Source organism: Streptococcus sp. 2018162 (genome assembly GCF_019754175.1).
Taxonomy (GTDB): Bacteria; Bacillota; Bacilli; order Lactobacillales; family Streptococcaceae; genus Streptococcus; species Streptococcus hashimotonensis.
Window position 1 is genome coordinate 200859 of sequence record NZ_JAIJZP010000001.1, and the last position, 15333, is coordinate 216191.

Annotated in this window: 15 protein-coding genes; 12 read left to right on the top strand and 3 right to left on the bottom strand. The window is 40.5% G+C overall.

Going from position 1 to position 15333, the window contains the following annotated elements; translation table 11 throughout:
- Window positions 1-377: 377 nt before the first annotated feature.
- A complete protein-coding gene (gene pbp3, locus K5Q22_RS00915) occupies window positions 378-1619 on the bottom strand; it encodes a D-alanyl-D-alanine carboxypeptidase PBP3 (protein WP_205013377.1) in 1242 nt (413 codons plus the stop codon).
- A gap of 212 nt (window positions 1620-1831) precedes the next feature.
- Here pbp3 and K5Q22_RS00920 point away from each other — a divergent pair, with 212 nt between their 5' ends.
- The 10 genes from K5Q22_RS00920 (at window position 1832) to K5Q22_RS00965 (ending at window position 12214) form a co-directional block, all read left to right on the top strand.
- Window positions 1832-3616: an oligopeptide ABC transporter substrate-binding protein gene (locus K5Q22_RS00920; protein ID WP_205013376.1), complete on the top strand. Its 1785-nt coding sequence runs from the start codon at window positions 1832-1834 to the stop codon at window positions 3614-3616.
- Window positions 3617-3992: 376 nt separating this feature from the next.
- The gene (locus K5Q22_RS00925) at window positions 3993-4991 is read left to right on the top strand and encodes an ABC transporter ATP-binding protein (protein ID WP_002942324.1); all 999 of its coding nucleotides are present in this window, start codon (window positions 3993-3995) and stop codon (window positions 4989-4991) included.
- A gap of 2 nt (window positions 4992-4993) precedes the next feature.
- The gene (locus K5Q22_RS00930; RefSeq protein ID WP_029694475.1) at window positions 4994-5935 is read left to right on the top strand and encodes an ATP-binding cassette domain-containing protein; all 942 of its coding nucleotides are present in this window, start codon (window positions 4994-4996) and stop codon (window positions 5933-5935) included.
- 1 nt (window position 5936) lies between these two features.
- Window positions 5937-6893 (top strand): oligopeptide ABC transporter permease, encoded by a 957-nt coding sequence (gene opp4B, locus K5Q22_RS00935; protein ID WP_074391669.1) that lies wholly within the window; start codon window positions 5937-5939, stop codon window positions 6891-6893.
- A 13-nt stretch (window positions 6894-6906) separates the two neighbouring features.
- On the top strand, window positions 6907-7809 hold the full coding sequence (locus K5Q22_RS00940; RefSeq protein ID WP_029171026.1) for an ABC transporter permease: 903 nt from the start codon (window positions 6907-6909) through the stop codon (window positions 7807-7809).
- A gap of 121 nt (window positions 7810-7930) precedes the next feature.
- A complete protein-coding gene (locus K5Q22_RS00945; protein ID WP_002939192.1) occupies window positions 7931-8296 on the top strand; it encodes an Asp23/Gls24 family envelope stress response protein in 366 nt (121 codons plus the stop codon).
- A 2-nt stretch (window positions 8297-8298) separates the two neighbouring features.
- On the top strand, window positions 8299-9963 hold the full coding sequence (locus K5Q22_RS00950) for a DAK2 domain-containing protein (RefSeq protein WP_205013375.1): 1665 nt from the start codon (window positions 8299-8301) through the stop codon (window positions 9961-9963).
- Between the two features lie 100 nt (window positions 9964-10063).
- A complete protein-coding gene (gene tsaE / locus K5Q22_RS00955) occupies window positions 10064-10504 on the top strand; it encodes a tRNA (adenosine(37)-N6)-threonylcarbamoyltransferase complex ATPase subunit type 1 TsaE (RefSeq protein WP_024376437.1) in 441 nt (146 codons plus the stop codon).
- Window positions 10497-11024, top strand: a complete 528-nt coding sequence (locus K5Q22_RS00960) for a GNAT family N-acetyltransferase (RefSeq protein ID WP_024406553.1) — start codon at window positions 10497-10499, stop codon at window positions 11022-11024. The genes tsaE and K5Q22_RS00960 overlap by 8 nt, the downstream gene beginning before the upstream one ends.
- Complete coding sequence (locus K5Q22_RS00965) at window positions 11021-12214, top strand: LCP family protein (RefSeq protein WP_024379502.1); 1194 nt, start codon at window positions 11021-11023, stop codon at window positions 12212-12214. Before K5Q22_RS00960 ends, K5Q22_RS00965 begins: the two co-directional genes overlap by 4 nt.
- A gap of 521 nt (window positions 12215-12735) precedes the next feature.
- On the opposite strand, the gene K5Q22_RS00970 is transcribed toward K5Q22_RS00965, so the two are convergent.
- Both K5Q22_RS00970 and K5Q22_RS00975 read right to left on the bottom strand, forming a co-directional pair.
- Window positions 12736-13065, bottom strand: a complete 330-nt coding sequence (locus K5Q22_RS00970) for a chemotaxis protein (protein ID WP_205013374.1) — start codon at window positions 13063-13065, stop codon at window positions 12736-12738.
- Window position 13066: 1 nt separating this feature from the next.
- A complete protein-coding gene (locus K5Q22_RS00975) occupies window positions 13067-13480 on the bottom strand; it encodes an HIT family protein (RefSeq protein WP_024411979.1) in 414 nt (137 codons plus the stop codon).
- Between the two features lie 62 nt (window positions 13481-13542).
- On the opposite strand from K5Q22_RS00975, the gene K5Q22_RS00980 reads away from it, so the two are divergent.
- Both K5Q22_RS00980 and K5Q22_RS00985 read left to right on the top strand, forming a co-directional pair.
- Window positions 13543-14277, top strand: coding sequence for an ABC transporter ATP-binding protein (locus K5Q22_RS00980; protein ID WP_205013373.1), 735 nt, complete (start codon window positions 13543-13545; stop codon window positions 14275-14277).
- Window positions 14274-15314, top strand: coding sequence for an ABC transporter permease (locus K5Q22_RS00985; protein ID WP_205013372.1), 1041 nt, complete (start codon window positions 14274-14276; stop codon window positions 15312-15314). Before K5Q22_RS00980 ends, K5Q22_RS00985 begins: the two co-directional genes overlap by 4 nt.
- The last annotated feature ends 19 nt before the right edge of the window (window positions 15315-15333 follow it).

Consider the following 15333-nt stretch of genomic DNA (forward strand, 5'->3'; position numbering starts at 1 on the left):
GAACTCTCTCCAAGGAAGGGAAGTAGTAGATGAGGAGCGACGGCAGTCGCTCTTCTTTGTAATCATAATAACCTTATCACAATTCCATGCCTTCCACGCTCGTCATTTTCTGTAAGAAAATGATATGTAGTGAGGAGTTCCGCAGGAACTCCCTCCAACTCAATCTCCAACCGAGGTGGGAGATAAGGAGTAGCGAAAGCTACTCTACATTGAAATGCCAACGCTCCTCTTTGTAATTCAGCTAACCTTGTGACTCAAACAGCTTTAAAGCTGTTTGAGCCCGTCAAACTCCCTACTGAAGTAGGAGAAGAGGAGTAGCGGATGTCACTCTGCGATAAAAAAATAGTATGTCGAAAATCGTTCGACATACTATTTTTTTATAATTTTTCATTGACATAGCGGACAAATTGATTCCACCAAGAGAAAGGCCAGGATGCTTCTTTCATATCGCTAGGGATAATCATATCGACACTAGCTTGCTCGGAAATATAACCTTTTCCAATGAGGTCTTGATCTTTCAGTTGCAGTTTGCCAACCAAGGTCCCTGCTTTGAGGGGAGCATCAATTTCTTTTATATCCGTTGTGAAAGTTGCGGTGGGGACATTATCAGTTTGATTTCGTTGAACAACAGTTAAATCTGCTGCCGCAACAACAGGACTTGTTTCTTTTTCACCATTGAAAACCTTTATCTTACTACCTTCAAAAGCTTCCCCTTTTTTTACTAGCGTAACAAGCGAAAAGTTAGAATAAACATAGTTCATCAAATCATTTGTCGCGACAAATCGATTTTCTGGAGAGGTCAGCCCATCAGTGGCATTCAATACTACTGTGATAATGCGCATATCAGCTTGTTGAGTTGTTGCAAGAAAACTTGAACCTGCTGAGTTTGAGGTCCCTGTTTTTAAGCCGTCAACCCCTCCACGAGCGTGAGTACCATCGCTTAGCATTTGGTTGGTGCTATAGTAAGTGTAGCCACCAAAATCGTAGGCGTTTAGTGAGGTAATGTCAAGTACCTGAGGATAGTCGAGTATTAATCGTCTTGCAATGATAGCAACATCTAAGGCTGAAAACATATTTACATCTTCGGGACTGGAACCTGGATAAATATTTTCACCCAAGTCGGTATTGTCTAGTCCGGATACATTGACAATCTTTGCGTCAGTAATTCCCCATTCTTGGACTTTTGCTTTCATTCGATCCACGAATGCAGCTTCGCTACCGGCTATTTTTTCTGCCAGAGCAATAATAGCACTATTGGATGATGTTATTAAAGAAGCGTTTAATAGGTCTCTTACTGAATAGGAACGTTCATCTAGGTTGACATTGCTTAATTCTGTATTAGAAGTGAGGCTATAGGGATAATCAGAAATATCTACCATAGTATCTAAAGTGATTTCCCCCTTTGCCAGTGCTTCGTAGACCAGGTAAATGCTCAATGTCTTACTGATAGAAGCAATGCTTGCTTTGGTTTCGGCATCTTGCTCATACAAGATTTTGCCGCTACTTACTTCAACCGCGATAGCATGCTTGGCTGCAACAGAAAAATCTTCTGCCAAAATAGGTGTGGAAGTGAAAAAAAGAGCAATAACTGTAGTGAGTGTTAGTAAAAATTTACGCATAATCATTCCTTTGGCTGTTATTTTATTCTATTATATCACAAGAAATGTGAGAAAAATTTGGAAAAAATATGTAAAAAATGAGAAAATGCTGAAAAATTATGTTTTTACAAAATTTTCTGACAAAAAGACTTTATTTAAGAAAATTTTATGATATAATGATTTTTATAAGACATAGTAATAAGTGTCAAACAAAAAGAAAACAGAGGTGTTTTATGAAAAAGACAACGAAACTTTTTGCACTTGCAGGTGTGACTCTCCTTTCAGCATCTGTTCTTGCAGCATGTGGTTCAAAACAATCAGGTGCAGCAAAACAGGAATTGTCATTCCCATCTGAAGTAAAACAAGATGGAACAGCAGTGTCTGATGCTCAGTTGAAATACGCATGGGTATCACCAACAACTTCATCAGGTCTCTTGATTGACGAGTTGACTGAAAATACAACTGACTCAACATTTGGTGGTTTTGTTGATATCTCACTGTTCGGTTTCGATGGAGATCGTAAGTTGGATGATTCTGGTCTTGCTAAAGCTGAATTTGATGTAGAAGGTAAGAAAATTACAGTTAGCTTGACAGGTAAGGACTACAAGTGGTCAGATGGTGAGCCATTTACTATCAATGACTACATCTTTACTATCAAGTCAATGGCAAGCAAAGACTATACAGGTGTTCGTTTTGATGATAAATTCTTGAACATTGAAGGTATGAAAGAATTTGTTGCTGGAACAGCTTCTGACATCTCTGGTCTTAAGAAAATTGATGACTACACAGTAGAATTGACTGTAAAAGAAATGTCACCTTCAATGATGTATGCGGGTGGTGATGTCCCAGCCTATATCCAACCAGAACACATCTATAAAGACATCCCTGTTGCAGACTGGGAAAAGAGCGAGTACTCACGTACAGCTAAACTTGTTGGTATGGGACCTTGGAAAATCAAGGAAATCGTAAACGGTGAGTCTATCACTTACGTACCAAACGAATACTACTTCAAGGGACAACCAAAAACAAGCTCATTGAAGGTTGATATTGTATCTCCAGATACAATCGTTTCTGAGATGAAAGCTGGTAACTATGACATCGCTGAGATGCCTGTTGACCAGTTGGATTCATACAAGGATGCTTCTAACTTGAATATCGTTGGTCAGTTAGACTCAGCTTATGAATATATCTCATTCAACCTTGGTAAATATGACGAGTCTGCTGAGAAGAACGTCATGGATAAAAATGCTAAGATGAATGATGTGAAACTTCGTCAAGCGATTGCCTATGCGATTGATACCAAGACAGCTGGTGAGTCATTGTACAATGGTCTTTACCACCCTGCAAAATCATTGATTATCTCATTCTTCGGCGATATTCATGATTCAGAGTTGGAAGGTTATTCATACGATCCTGAAAAAGCGAAAAAACTCTTGGATGAAGCTGGTTACAAAGACGTAGATGGCGATGGTATCCGTGAAGGCAAAGACGGTAAGGAATTCAAGATTACCTTTGCTGCTCGTAAACGTACTGAAGCTAACGAAGCGCTTGTACAACAGTACATTGCTTGGTGGAAAGAAGTTGGCTTGAACGTTGAATTGTACACAGGCCGTACAGTTGAAATCAATACATTCTACGAAGCTGTTCAAGCAAATGATCCTGCTATCGATATGTACGCTGGTGGTTGGTCAACAGGTTATGATCCAAACCCAACAGGTACTTGGGGTCCTATCGCTGCCTTCAACATGTCACGCTTCGTGTCTGATGAAAACACTAAATTGTTGAATGCAATTAGCTCAACAGAATCATTTGACGATAAGAAAAATGTTGAGAACTATAAGGCTTGGCAAAAATATGCTTACGAACAAGCATTTGCTATTCCAACATTTGAATCTGAAAAGGTTACAGCACTTAACAAACGTGTGAAAAACTATGACACTAACTATGGTTCAGCTTCAGGAAACGGTATTGCTTATGAGGGTATCGAACTTACAGCTGATAAAGGTGTAGCAGAATAGTCTGCAAGAAGACAATAGAATTTGAAAAAGCCAACTTGGTTGGCTTTTTTCAGATTGCTATTGGAATTTTCAGATAATTGTGGTATAGTAGACTCAGTACACAAAAAATGAGTCACTACTAACAAAAACTCAAGATGGATCACATTAACCTACTCAATTTCTAATTGAGACAGTAATAGGGATGGTCTTGATTTATGATTGGATATACGTACATTTTTTACTTCTGGGTAACCGCTATCAAACGATAATTGATAGAAATATGTTATTCTAGAGTAGTTATATAAAGTCAGTTAATCAAACATTATATGAACTTGATAATCGTAAGGATATTGAATTGATTGAGCTTGATTAGCTGGCACATAAAGGAGGAAAAAGCGTGGCTACCGAAAAACCGCTTTTAGACATTAAAGATTTACACGTCGGTTTCCGTATTGGAGATGATTATTTTGACGCTGTTGACGGTGTTGACATCTCATTGCAAAAAAATGAAATTTTGGCAATTGTAGGGGAATCTGGTTGTGGTAAATCAACTTTGGCAACGACCATTATGGGCTTGCATAACCCGTTGAATACCAAAATCACAGGAAGCATCCAGTACAACGATATGGAATTGATTGGCATGGATGAAGCCAAGTACAATACGGTACGTGGTAATGATATTGGTATGATTTTCCAAGATCCCTTGGCTTCTCTGAATCCATTGATGACGATTGGTGCACAGATTGATGAGGCGCTATTCTATCACACTGATTTGGATGCCAATGCTCGTACAGAGCGAGTTTTGGAACTCTTGGCTCAGGTAGGTATTCCAAATCCTAAGCGGACATTTAAACAGTATCCACATGAGCTTTCAGGTGGTATGCGTCAGCGTATCATTATTGCGATGGCCTTGTCTTGTAAACCGCCAATTATTATTGCGGACGAACCGACAACAGCCTTGGATGTTACAATTCAAGCACAAATCTTGGATCTCTTAAATGATATTCAAGCGGAGACAGGTTCGGGTATTATTTTGATTACCCATGACTTGGGAGTAGTTGCAGAGACTGCTGATCGTGTGGCTGTCATGTACGGTGGTCAGTTTGTCGAAGTAGCGCCAGTAGAAGAACTCTTTACCAATCCAAAACATCCATATACACGTTCGCTCTTGAAGTCAAATCCTCAATCAGGTAGCGAAGGAGGCGATCTTCATGTTATTGAAGGTATTGTGCCGCCGATTACAAAAATGGTTCGTAAGGGTTGCCGTTTTGCTCCACGTATTCCGTGGATTGGAGCAGAGGCTCATGAAGAGAATCCGAGCATGCACGAGGTAGGTCCAAATCACTTTGTTCGTTGTACCTGCCATGAGACATTCTATTTTGAAGGGGAGGCCTAGTAGTGGGATTTATTGAAGTAAAAGATTTAAAAGTCCATTATCCAATTCGTAGTGGCTTCTTTAACCGTGTGACGGATCATGTCTATGCTGTCGATGGCGTTAATATTGAGTTTGAAGAAGGAAAAACCTATGGTTTGGTAGGTGAGTCAGGTTCTGGGAAATCAACCATTGGTAAGGCAATTATCGGTTTAGAGCGTGCCACTTCTGGTCAGATTATCTATGAGGGACAAAATGTAACCAACAAATCACGTGGTAAAAAAGGAAACTTTAATCGTGACGTTCAAATGATTTTCCAAGATTCTCTTTCAAGTTTTAACCCGAAAAAACGTATTTTGGACATCATTGCGGAACCAATCCGTAACTTTGACCGCTTATCTCCAGATGAAGAAAAGAAAAAGGTTCTTCATCTCTTGGATACAATCGGTCTAAATGAAGAAGCCCTGATTAAATATCCTCATGAATTCTCAGGTGGTCAGCGCCAACGTATCGGTGTTGCTCGTGCCTTGGCTAGTAACCCTCGTTTGATTATTGCTGATGAGCCGGTTTCTGCCTTGGATTTGTCTGTTCAGGCACAGGTCTTGAACTATATGAAACGTATCCAAGATGAGTTCAAGCTTAGCTATCTCTTTATTTCCCATGACCTCGGTGTTGTACAACACATGTGTGATGAATTGTTCATCATGTATCGCGGACGTTTCGTAGAGACAGGAAATAAGAACGATATTTATAATAATCCACAACATATTTACACTAAACGTTTGTTGTCTGCGATTCCAACGATTGACCCAGTCAACCGTTTGAAGAATAAAGAAAAACGTTTGGCTGCTGAAAAAGAGTATCAAGAAATGCAAGGTCAATACTATGATGAAAACGGTCGTGTGTACGATTTGAGATCCTTCTCAGAAACTCATCAAGTAGCCCTTCCAGAAGGAGGTCAGAACTAAGATGTGGAAAACAGTATTACGTCGTTTACTCATGATGATTCCGCAGATTATTATCTTGAGCATCATTGCTTTCTTTGTTGCGAAGATGATGCCGGGGGATCCCTTTACAGGATTGATTGACCCAAATATCGATCCAGCAATCATCGAACAAAAACGGATTGCGGCAGGTTACTATGACCCAATCCCTGTTCAATATTTCCGTTGGATTGGTAATCTTTTGCAGGGGGATTTTGGTCAAAGTATCCTCTTCAAGCAACCTGTTGTTGATGTTATCATGCAACGTTTAAACAACACTATTTGGTTGTCTTTATTGACGATGGTGTTGACTTATTTGATTGCCCTTCCATTGGGGATGATTGCAGGTCGTTACCAAAACTCGCTTGCAGATAAAATCATTGGCGTGTATAACTTCTTGACATTTTCAACTCCAACTTTCGTTTTTGCCATCCTTATGCTTTGGATGTTTGGCTTTAGTTTGGGTTGGTTCCCAACGCGTGGGTCGATTGACGGTGGTGTAGCAGGATTTGCAGCCATTCTCAGTCGCTTACACCACATGATTCTGCCAGCGATTACAATGGCAATTTTGTCAACAACAGTCACTATTCAATATCTTCGTACGGGGATTATCGATGCGAAGAGCCAGGACTATGTTCGTACAGCTCGTGCCAAAGGTGTTCCTGAGAGAGTTGTTTATAACCGTCATATCTTCCGTAATTCTATCTTGCCAATTGCATCTTTCTTGGGCTATGAATTGACAGGGTTGATTGGTGGTTCTATCTTCATTGAAAATATTTTCACTTATCCAGGTATCGGTCAGTTATTCTTTAACTCGATTTCTAGTCGTGACTATAGTGTCATCTTGGCTTTGTTGTTGATATTTGGTATGGGTACCTTGTTGGGGACATTGATTTCAGATATTATCATGAGTATCGTGGATCCACGTATCCGTGTGAAATAGAAGGAGGAGTAAGGTGAGTAAAGAAAATAAAAAACAAGCACAATCTGCTTCAACTCCTCCAGGTGGCTTCCGTGTCATCGCGCGGGAGTTTATGAAGGATCGACTTGCATTGACCTCATTGATTATCTTAGTGACGGTTCTCTTGGCAGTCTTTATCGGAGCGCTTCTGTTGGATCAAGAACAAGTTATGAAAGTCAACCTTTTGGGACGTTACTTGGAACCAGGTGTTAACGGCTATATCTTGGGGACAGATGAAGGTGGTAAAGATATCTTTGGTCAGCTGATTATCGGTGCTCGTAACTCGATCATTATCGGTTTTACCATTACGATTATTACTAGTATCGTTGGTATCTCTATCGGTTTGATTTCTGGTTATTACGGTGGTCGCTTGGACGGATTCTTGATGCGTATTGTCGATTTCATCATGATTTTGCCGGTGACTATGTTGATCATTGTGTTCGTGACAGTTATCAAGAACTATACGATCTATCACTTCATTCTCATCATGAGTGCCTTTTACTGGACAGCCAAGGCTCGTCTATTCCGTACAAGGACATTGTCAGAGGCAAGCTTGGATTATGTTAATGCATCAAAAACATTGGGAACAAGCGACTTCATGATTATGTTCCGTGAAATTTTACCAAACTTAAGTTCATTGATTATCGTTAACTTGACCTTGAACTTTGCGGGAAATATCGGTATCGAGACTTCGTTGACTTATCTTGGTTTCGGTCTACCATCGACAGTACCAAGTTTGGGTACCTTGATTGCCAATGCCCGCAATGCAGATATTTTGGAAAACAAGACATGGATTTGGTTGCCAGCAGCCATCTTCATCCTTGTGATGATGCTCTGTATCAACTATGTCGGACAAGCTTTCCAACGTGCAGCAGATGCTAAGCAGCGTTTAGGTTAATTGTGAAAAGGGTTCCTCTGGGAACTCTTTTTTTGTAAAATCCGATGTAACAAGCTTGTTTTTTACAGAAAGCAGAAAATGTGGTAAAATGGAGTGATAAAACTATTTGAGGTAACGAATTATGACTGTTAAAATCAATACTAAAGACGGCCAAATCGAATTGACTGATGACGTGATTGCCACAGTTGTTGGCGGTGCTACGACTGAGATTTTCGGTGTTGTTGGGATGGCTAGTAAGTCTGCGATTAAGGATAATTTTCAAGCACTTTTGAGAAAAGAAAATTATTCTAAAGGTGTTGTGATCAAGACCTTGGAAGATGGTCGCATTGCAGTCGATGTTTATACTGTGATGAGCTACGGTGTAAAAATCAGTGAAGTATCTCGCAATATCCAAGAACGCGTTAAGTTCAACTTGGAAAATCAACTAGGTATCTCTGTAGATGCCGTCAATGTCTTTATCCAAAATATCAAAGTCGTAGGAGAATAATTGTGTCTAAAATTACAACTAGTTTATTTCAAGAAATGGTGCAGGCAGCATCAACTCGTCTGAATAAACAAGCCGAATATGTGAACTCACTCAATGTTTTCCCAGTTCCAGATGGGGATACTGGTACCAACATGGGGATGACTATTACCAATGGTGCTAAAGAAGTGGCAGATAAATCTGCTTCTACTGTTGGAGAAGTTGCACAAATTCTTTCTAAGGGCTTGTTGATGGGAGCTCGTGGAAACTCAGGTGTTATTACGTCGCAATTGTTCCGCGGTTTTGGTCAATCTGTTAAAGGCAAGGTTGAATTGGACGGTAAGGATTTGGCGCAAGCTTTTCAACATGGTGTAGAAGTGGCTTATAAAGCCGTTATGAAGCCAGTTGAAGGTACAATTCTTACTGTTTCTCGTGGGGCAGCCACTGCTGCTTTGAAAAAGGCAGAAGAGACTGATGATGCGGTTGAGGTCATGCGTGCTACTCTTGACGGTGCTAATCGTGCTCTTAAGAAAACGCCAGAGATGCTTCCAGTCTTGAAGGAAGTTGGTGTTGTCGATTCAGGTGGACAAGGTCTTGTTTACATTTATGAAGGCTTCTTGTCAGCTTTGACAGGTGAGTATATTGCTTCGGAAGATTTTGAGGCGACACCTGCTGTTATGTCTGAAATGATCAATGCTGAGCACCACAAGTCAGTTGCAGGTCATGTAGCGACTGAAGATATTACCTTTGGTTACTGTACCGAAATCATGGTGGCTCTTCGCCAGGGTCCTACTTATGTCAAGGACTTTGATTATGAAGAATTCCGTAACTACCTTAACGACCTTGGGGATTCCCTCCTTGTGGTCAACGATGATGAAATCGTTAAAGTCCATGTCCATACAGAAGATCCAGGTTTGGTCATGCAAGCGGGTCTTCAATATGGTAGCTTGGTCAAGGTAAAAGTGGATAATATGCGTGAGCAACATGAAGCTCAGGTTGAGAAAGAAGAAAGTTTCCAAAAACCGGCTGAACAAAAAGAGTATGCTATTATTGCGGTAGCTGCTGGGGACGGTTTGACAGAAATCTTCAAATCACAAGGTGTTGACTATGTGATTTCAGGTGGTCAGACCATGAACCCATCAACAGAAGATTTTGTCAATGCTATTGAATTGGTCAATGCCCGCAATGTCATCTTGTTGCCAAACAATAAGAACATCTTGATGGCGGCTCAGACTGCAGCAGAAGTTGCAGAAGTTGCGGTTAAGGTTGTGGAAACCAAGACCCTACCACAAGGTTTTACTAGCTTGCTTGCTTTTGATCCAAGTCGTGATTTGGAAAGCAACTTTGAAGCCATGACGGCATCGCTTGCAGAGGTGAAAAGTGGTAGCGTGACAACTGCGGTCCGCGATACAACCATTGACGGTCTTGAAATCCATGAGAATGACAACCTTGGTATGGTTGATGGCAAGATTGTGGTTTCTAATCCAGATATGATGGAAACACTTGTCGCTACATTTGAGAAAATGCTCGATGAAGATAGCGAAATCGTGACGATCTATATCGGTGAAGATGGTAATGAAGAATTGGCTCAAACTCTTGCTGAACAGCTAGAAGAACAATTTGAAGATGTCGAGGTCGAAATCCATCAAGGAAATCAACCAGTCTACCCATATCTTTTCAGCGTAGAATAAACAAAATCGCAGGCTCTGGCTTGCGATTTTTTCTGTTGACTTGTCTACAATTTCCAGTAGACCTATGACAAACTACTGGGGCTATGGTATAATTAAAGACATGTATAGTCAGAATGAAAATGAATTGATTGCCATTGGTGAGAGAATTGGAAAAGCCTGTAAGCCAAATCAAGTTCTAGTATTATCAGGGGATTTGGGTGCTGGGAAAACAACTCTGACCAAGGGTTTGGCCAAGGGTTTAAAAATTGAACAGATGATTAAGAGTCCTACTTATACGATTGTTCGAGAGTATGAGGGGACCATGCCACTCTATCACTTAGATGTTTATCGAATTGGAGATGATCCTGACTCGATTGATTTGGATGATTTTCTCTATGGAGGTGGTCTAACGGTTATCGAGTGGGGAGAATTACTGGATGTCAGTCTATTTGATGACTATTTGCTCATTCGTATAGAGAAAGAGGGAGATGGTCGACGATTGACAGTCGAATCTCATGGGGCTCAAAGTAGCGATTTAGCAAAGGAGTTCCAAAATGTCTGAAAAAGAAGTGTATTTTAGTGAAGCTGAACCAGCTGATGCAGCAGCTTTTATTGATTTTATGAATCAAGTTGCTAGAGAAACGGATTATCTGGTCATGGATGAGACTGGTTTTCGATTTAGTGTTGATGAAATGGAGACCATCTTCGAAGCAGGAATCGAAAATCCTCGTGAATTGTGCCTGCTGGCTAAGGTTGGTTCGGAAGTCGTCGGCGCAATTTCTGTTAAGTCCTCTAAGCAGTTTCGCATTAGCCATATCGGAAATATTTTTATTGCAGTAAAAAAAGCCTATTGGGGTCACGGTCTAGGGACGATTTTACTGGAGGAAGTATTGCATTGGGCAGAGGAAATGGATGTATTGAAACGTTTGGAATTAACGGTTCAGGTTCGCAATCAGGCGGCAGTACATTTATACCAAAAACTAGGATTCAACATTGAAGGAACCCAGGTACGTGGGGCTAGAACAGATGAAGGAGAATGGCTTGATCTTTATTATATGGGCAAGTTAATTGGTGAAGTATGACAATTGGAAAAAAAATATTCTTAATGTCTTTGGCTATTGTTGGTTTAACACTAGGTGCCGGCTTAATATATGGAGCCAGCTTGTTAAATTTTTCTACAGGTACTATTTCAAAAACCTATAAGCAGCTAGATGGAGAAAAAGAAATCACTCCTATTGATGCGACAGAGCCCCTAACCATCCTACTGATGGGGGTGGATATGGACCAAGCAACCCGTGGGGGAGATTGGGAGGGTGGTCGTAGTGATTCGATGATTTTGGTAACTGTTAATCCTAAGACTAAGGAAACCAATATGATGAGCTTGACTCGTGATATTATGGTCGAGATTGCAGAAGCGAATGGGGAGTCTTCAGGAACGGTTGAAAAACTAAATCATTCTTATAGCTACGGACAGGCACCGATGGCCATTGCCACGATCGAAAAGATGATGGATATTAACATTGACCGCTATATCGAAATAAATATGGATGGTCTGATTGAGCTTGTTGATGCGGTTGGAGGTATTGAGGTAAACAATACTCTTGGCTTCCCTATATCCATTTCGGAACATGAGCCTGCCTACACCTCTATTGTTCAGCCGGGGAAACAGTTGGTAAATGGGGATCAGGCGCTGGTTTATGCTCGGATGCGCTATGATGATCCTGAGGGGGATATCGGACGTCAGAGACGCCAACGAGAAGTTATCACGGCTATTATAAAAAAACTCCTCCAGTTAGATGGTTTGACCCAGTATAAGAAGATTCTGACCGCCATCTCCAATAATATGCGAACCAACATTGAGATTAGTCCTGCGACAATTCCAAGCCTTTTGGGTTATAAAGACTCGGTCTCTAAGTTGAATTCCTATCAGTTGCGCGGTGTGGATCAAATGGTTGATGAAATCTATTATCAATTACCAACCAGTGAACATCTATTGGAAATGCAAAATATTTTGAAAAAATCTATCGGCTTAGAAGAAAAGACCGACTTAGTCACAAACGTGAAGGTCTACGAAGGACAGATGGGATTACCAAGTCCAATCAACGTTTATGATGTATATACAAATCTCTTGCTGTTAGAAGCAAGTCCATGGGCAGAAAGCTTGGATCCGGAAATAGGGAGTCCATCGGCTACTACGACTGTGACAACAGAAGAGCAGGTAACCGATTTTTCAACAGAGCCAGTACTTGGTGATGAAAACGGGTCACAATAATGTAGTCATCTAGTTCTTCTTTTATTACTTTGACGAGCGAGTACAAAAAGCCTATAAAAATAGAGGGCGTTTGCAACCTCTCAGATTGAAGAAAAAGTCCATTTTGGACAATGTTCTTCAATCTTTTTTCTTTATGTTGAAAATAAAAAACTCTCAGAAACGTCGAAATATCAATGTTTCTAAGAGTTTAATGACTTGCTGTCTTTCGCAAACTTCTTCAATTTTTTATATTTTTATAGGCTTTTAGTACTCGCTCCAACTATCTGGGAGATAGTTGGAGACTGGGGATAAAGTGAACGATGTTCACATCAAAAGCCGCAGGTATAACTGAAGTTAGGCAAGGCGAGTTCAAACAATCCAGTGGAGTGTTTGATGTTGGAAATAAGGAAACAGAGTCTCCTCTTACGTCGAAGTAATAAAAGAGAGACTAAATGATGATGTTTGGAAATGGGAGTGGGAAAGAAGTCGACTGGTCTAAAAAGAGTTCGTCTTCCCACTGCGCTGAGATGTTGACTCGAACTCTAAGAAGTGGCGCTGGGCTTTTTGCCCGGCCTCGTGTTATTCTCATTCTGGTATTTTTTGAGAATCTGTTGGATTTCTTCCAAGTTTCCTGCAATGCTTTGCTGATAGACTCGAGTCTTATATTGTAAGTCAGAAGCCATTTCCTGCAAGGGTTCTTGAAAACTTTGGATAATGACAAGTTGCTCCTGAATATTGTCCTTGCTCAATTGAATATCTGATAGAAGTTGTTTGGTTTCCTGTACTTCTTTGGCAATTTTATCCCGATGCGTGACTGCAAGGAAGCTGGCGGTAGCGGCACTTACAGCTAAAATGATATTACGAAGTTTCATATTATTCTCCTAGATAGAGCTCTTGTGCCAGTTGAGCCAGGGCTGGGAAGTCAGGGTCGTTGGCTTTAAATTGAATGTTCAATCCATCTTGATTGTTAAAGCGTGGTAAGAGATGGATGTGTGTATGAAAGACGGTTTGTCCAGCGGCCTCCTCGTTGTTATTAACGATGTTTAGACCACTAGCTCCAAGTTTTTCTTTTAACTGACGGGCGATGGATGGCACAACAGAAAAGAGTGTAGCTGCAGCTTCTTCATCCATGTCAAGCACGTTTCGGTAGTGTTTTTTAGGGACGACCAATGTGTGTCCTTTTGTGACCTGAGTGATGTCTAAAAAGGCTAATACTTGGTCATCTTCGTAGACTTTTGAAGCTGGTATTTCTCCAGAGATAATTTTGCAAAAAATACAATCCGACATAATGGCAACCTCTTTCTGGGATTTTTGTTATAATAATTATATCAAATTGTAGGAAGAAATGTATGTTAGAAGTAAAAAATGTAACTGGAGGGTATGTCAATATCCCAGTTTTGAAAGATGTATCTTTTACGGTTGAGGATGGTCAATTAGTTGGTCTAATTGGTTTAAATGGTGCAGGGAAATCAACGACTATTAAGGAAATTATCGGTCTTTTGACACCTTATCAAGGACAGATTGCAATTGACGGCCTAACTTTGCTACAAGGGGCTGAAAATTATCGGAAGAAGATTGGGTTTATCCCTGAAACACCAAGTTTGTATGAAGAACTAACCCTCAAAGAGCACTTGGAAGTGGTAGCAATGGCCTATGATTTATCTTGGGAGCAAGCTTGGGGACGTGTTGAGCACTTGTTAAAACTATTTCGCTTGGATGAAAAAATGGACTGGTTTCCTGTCAATTTTTCAAAGGGAATGAAGCAGAAGGTCATGATTATTTGTGCTTTTATGGTGGAGCCGAGTCTGCTGATTGTTGATGAGCCTTTTCTGGGATTAGACCCTGTGGCTATCTCTGACTTGATAGCTCTTTTGGAGGAAGAAAAATCTAAGGGCACTTCCATTCTCATGTCCACTCACGTTCTTGACTCAGCTGAGAAAATGTGCGACTCTTTTGTGATTTTACATCAGGGACAGGTCCGTGCAACTGGAAATTTGGAGGAACTACAAAGCGCATTTGGTATGGATGGTGCAAGTCTGAACGAAATTTATCTGGCCTTGACGCAAGAAGGAGTGGCTGGATGAAAGAATTGTTTCAACAACGCCGACTAGATTTTTTAAATCGTTGTTCCAAGTATCTGCGCTATGTTCTGAATGACCATTTTGTTTTGGTTCTCATGGTTTTATTAGGCTTTTTGAGTTTGCAATACCGTCAATTATTGTTGTCATTCCCTGAGAATCCGTTGCCGATTGTTTTGGTGGTTTTTGCAATCAGTCTACTGGTGCTATTGTCCGGAAGAATTGCGACTTATTTAGAAGAAGCTGATCAAATCTTCCTATTGACCAAGGAAAAAGACATTCTGCAAGGACTCGAGGTTGCGGCCAGACGCACGGTCTTGTTTTGGTCCTCTATACAGGTGGTGGTTCAGCTTGTTTTGTTACCAATCTATTTGAAACTGGGTTTACCGGTGTGGATGATTGTAGCTGGTCTTCTTACTTTGTTGGCTTTAAAATGTCTTCTTGTCAAGCGCCAATTAGCGGCTTATCAGTCACAGGGAGTATTGGACTGGTCTAAGGCTATTCAAGATGAACAAAAAAGGAAACAGTCTATTTTACGTTTCTTTGCCTTGTTTACGACGGTTAAAGGCATCAGCACGACAGTTAGACCGAGAAGCTATCTCAATGGAATCTTGCGTCTTGTCAAGTTGAGACAGACTTGGTTTTATCTCTACTTACGGGCTTTCTTGCGTTCAGGAGACTACTTGGGCTTGACGATACGTCTACTGTTGTTGGCGATTTTGTCTCTATTTGCCATCGAAGAATCGTGGTTATCCATCGGCCTAGTTTTAGTCTTTCATTATTTGCTTGTCTTCCAGTTGTTGGGGCTTTACAAGCACTATGATTATCAATTTGTAACACAACTGTATCCTTTGGAGAAAGATTCCAAGAAAATCGGTCTTCAGAATTTGCTTAGAGTGATTTTATACAGTCTATTACTGGTAGAATTGGGCTTTGCTCTGCTATTTTCTAAAGAGAATACTATGGTAGTCGTCTTACTTCTCGTGGGGATTTTCTTGCATGAAATATATTTGCCTCTAAAATTAAAAAAATTGATTGACTAAATAGACGAAAATTAGTAAA

Bases quoted from the DNA above. Each gene is read 5' to 3' on its own strand.
- pbp3 (WP_205013377.1), bottom strand. From the start codon at position 1,619: ATGCGTAAATTTTTACTAACACTCACTACAGTTATTGCTCTTTTTTTC.
- K5Q22_RS00920 (WP_205013376.1), top strand. From the start codon at position 1,832: ATGAAAAAGACAACGAAACTTTTTGCACTTGCAGGTGTGACTCTCCTT.
- opp4B (WP_074391669.1), top strand. From the start codon at position 5,937: ATGTGGAAAACAGTATTACGTCGTTTACTCATGATGATTCCGCAGATT.
- K5Q22_RS00945 (WP_002939192.1), top strand. From the start codon at position 7,931: ATGACTGTTAAAATCAATACTAAAGACGGCCAAATCGAATTGACTGAT.
- tsaE (WP_024376437.1), top strand. From the start codon at position 10,064: ATGTATAGTCAGAATGAAAATGAATTGATTGCCATTGGTGAGAGAATT.
- K5Q22_RS00960 (WP_024406553.1), top strand. From the start codon at position 10,497: ATGTCTGAAAAAGAAGTGTATTTTAGTGAAGCTGAACCAGCTGATGCA.
- K5Q22_RS00965 (WP_024379502.1), top strand. From the start codon at position 11,021: ATGACAATTGGAAAAAAAATATTCTTAATGTCTTTGGCTATTGTTGGT.
- K5Q22_RS00970 (WP_205013374.1), bottom strand. From the start codon at position 13,065: ATGAAACTTCGTAATATCATTTTAGCTGTAAGTGCCGCTACCGCCAGC.
- K5Q22_RS00975 (WP_024411979.1), bottom strand. From the start codon at position 13,480: ATGTCGGATTGTATTTTTTGCAAAATTATCTCTGGAGAAATACCAGCT.
- K5Q22_RS00980 (WP_205013373.1), top strand. From the start codon at position 13,543: ATGTTAGAAGTAAAAAATGTAACTGGAGGGTATGTCAATATCCCAGTT.
- K5Q22_RS00985 (WP_205013372.1), top strand. From the start codon at position 14,274: ATGAAAGAATTGTTTCAACAACGCCGACTAGATTTTTTAAATCGTTGT.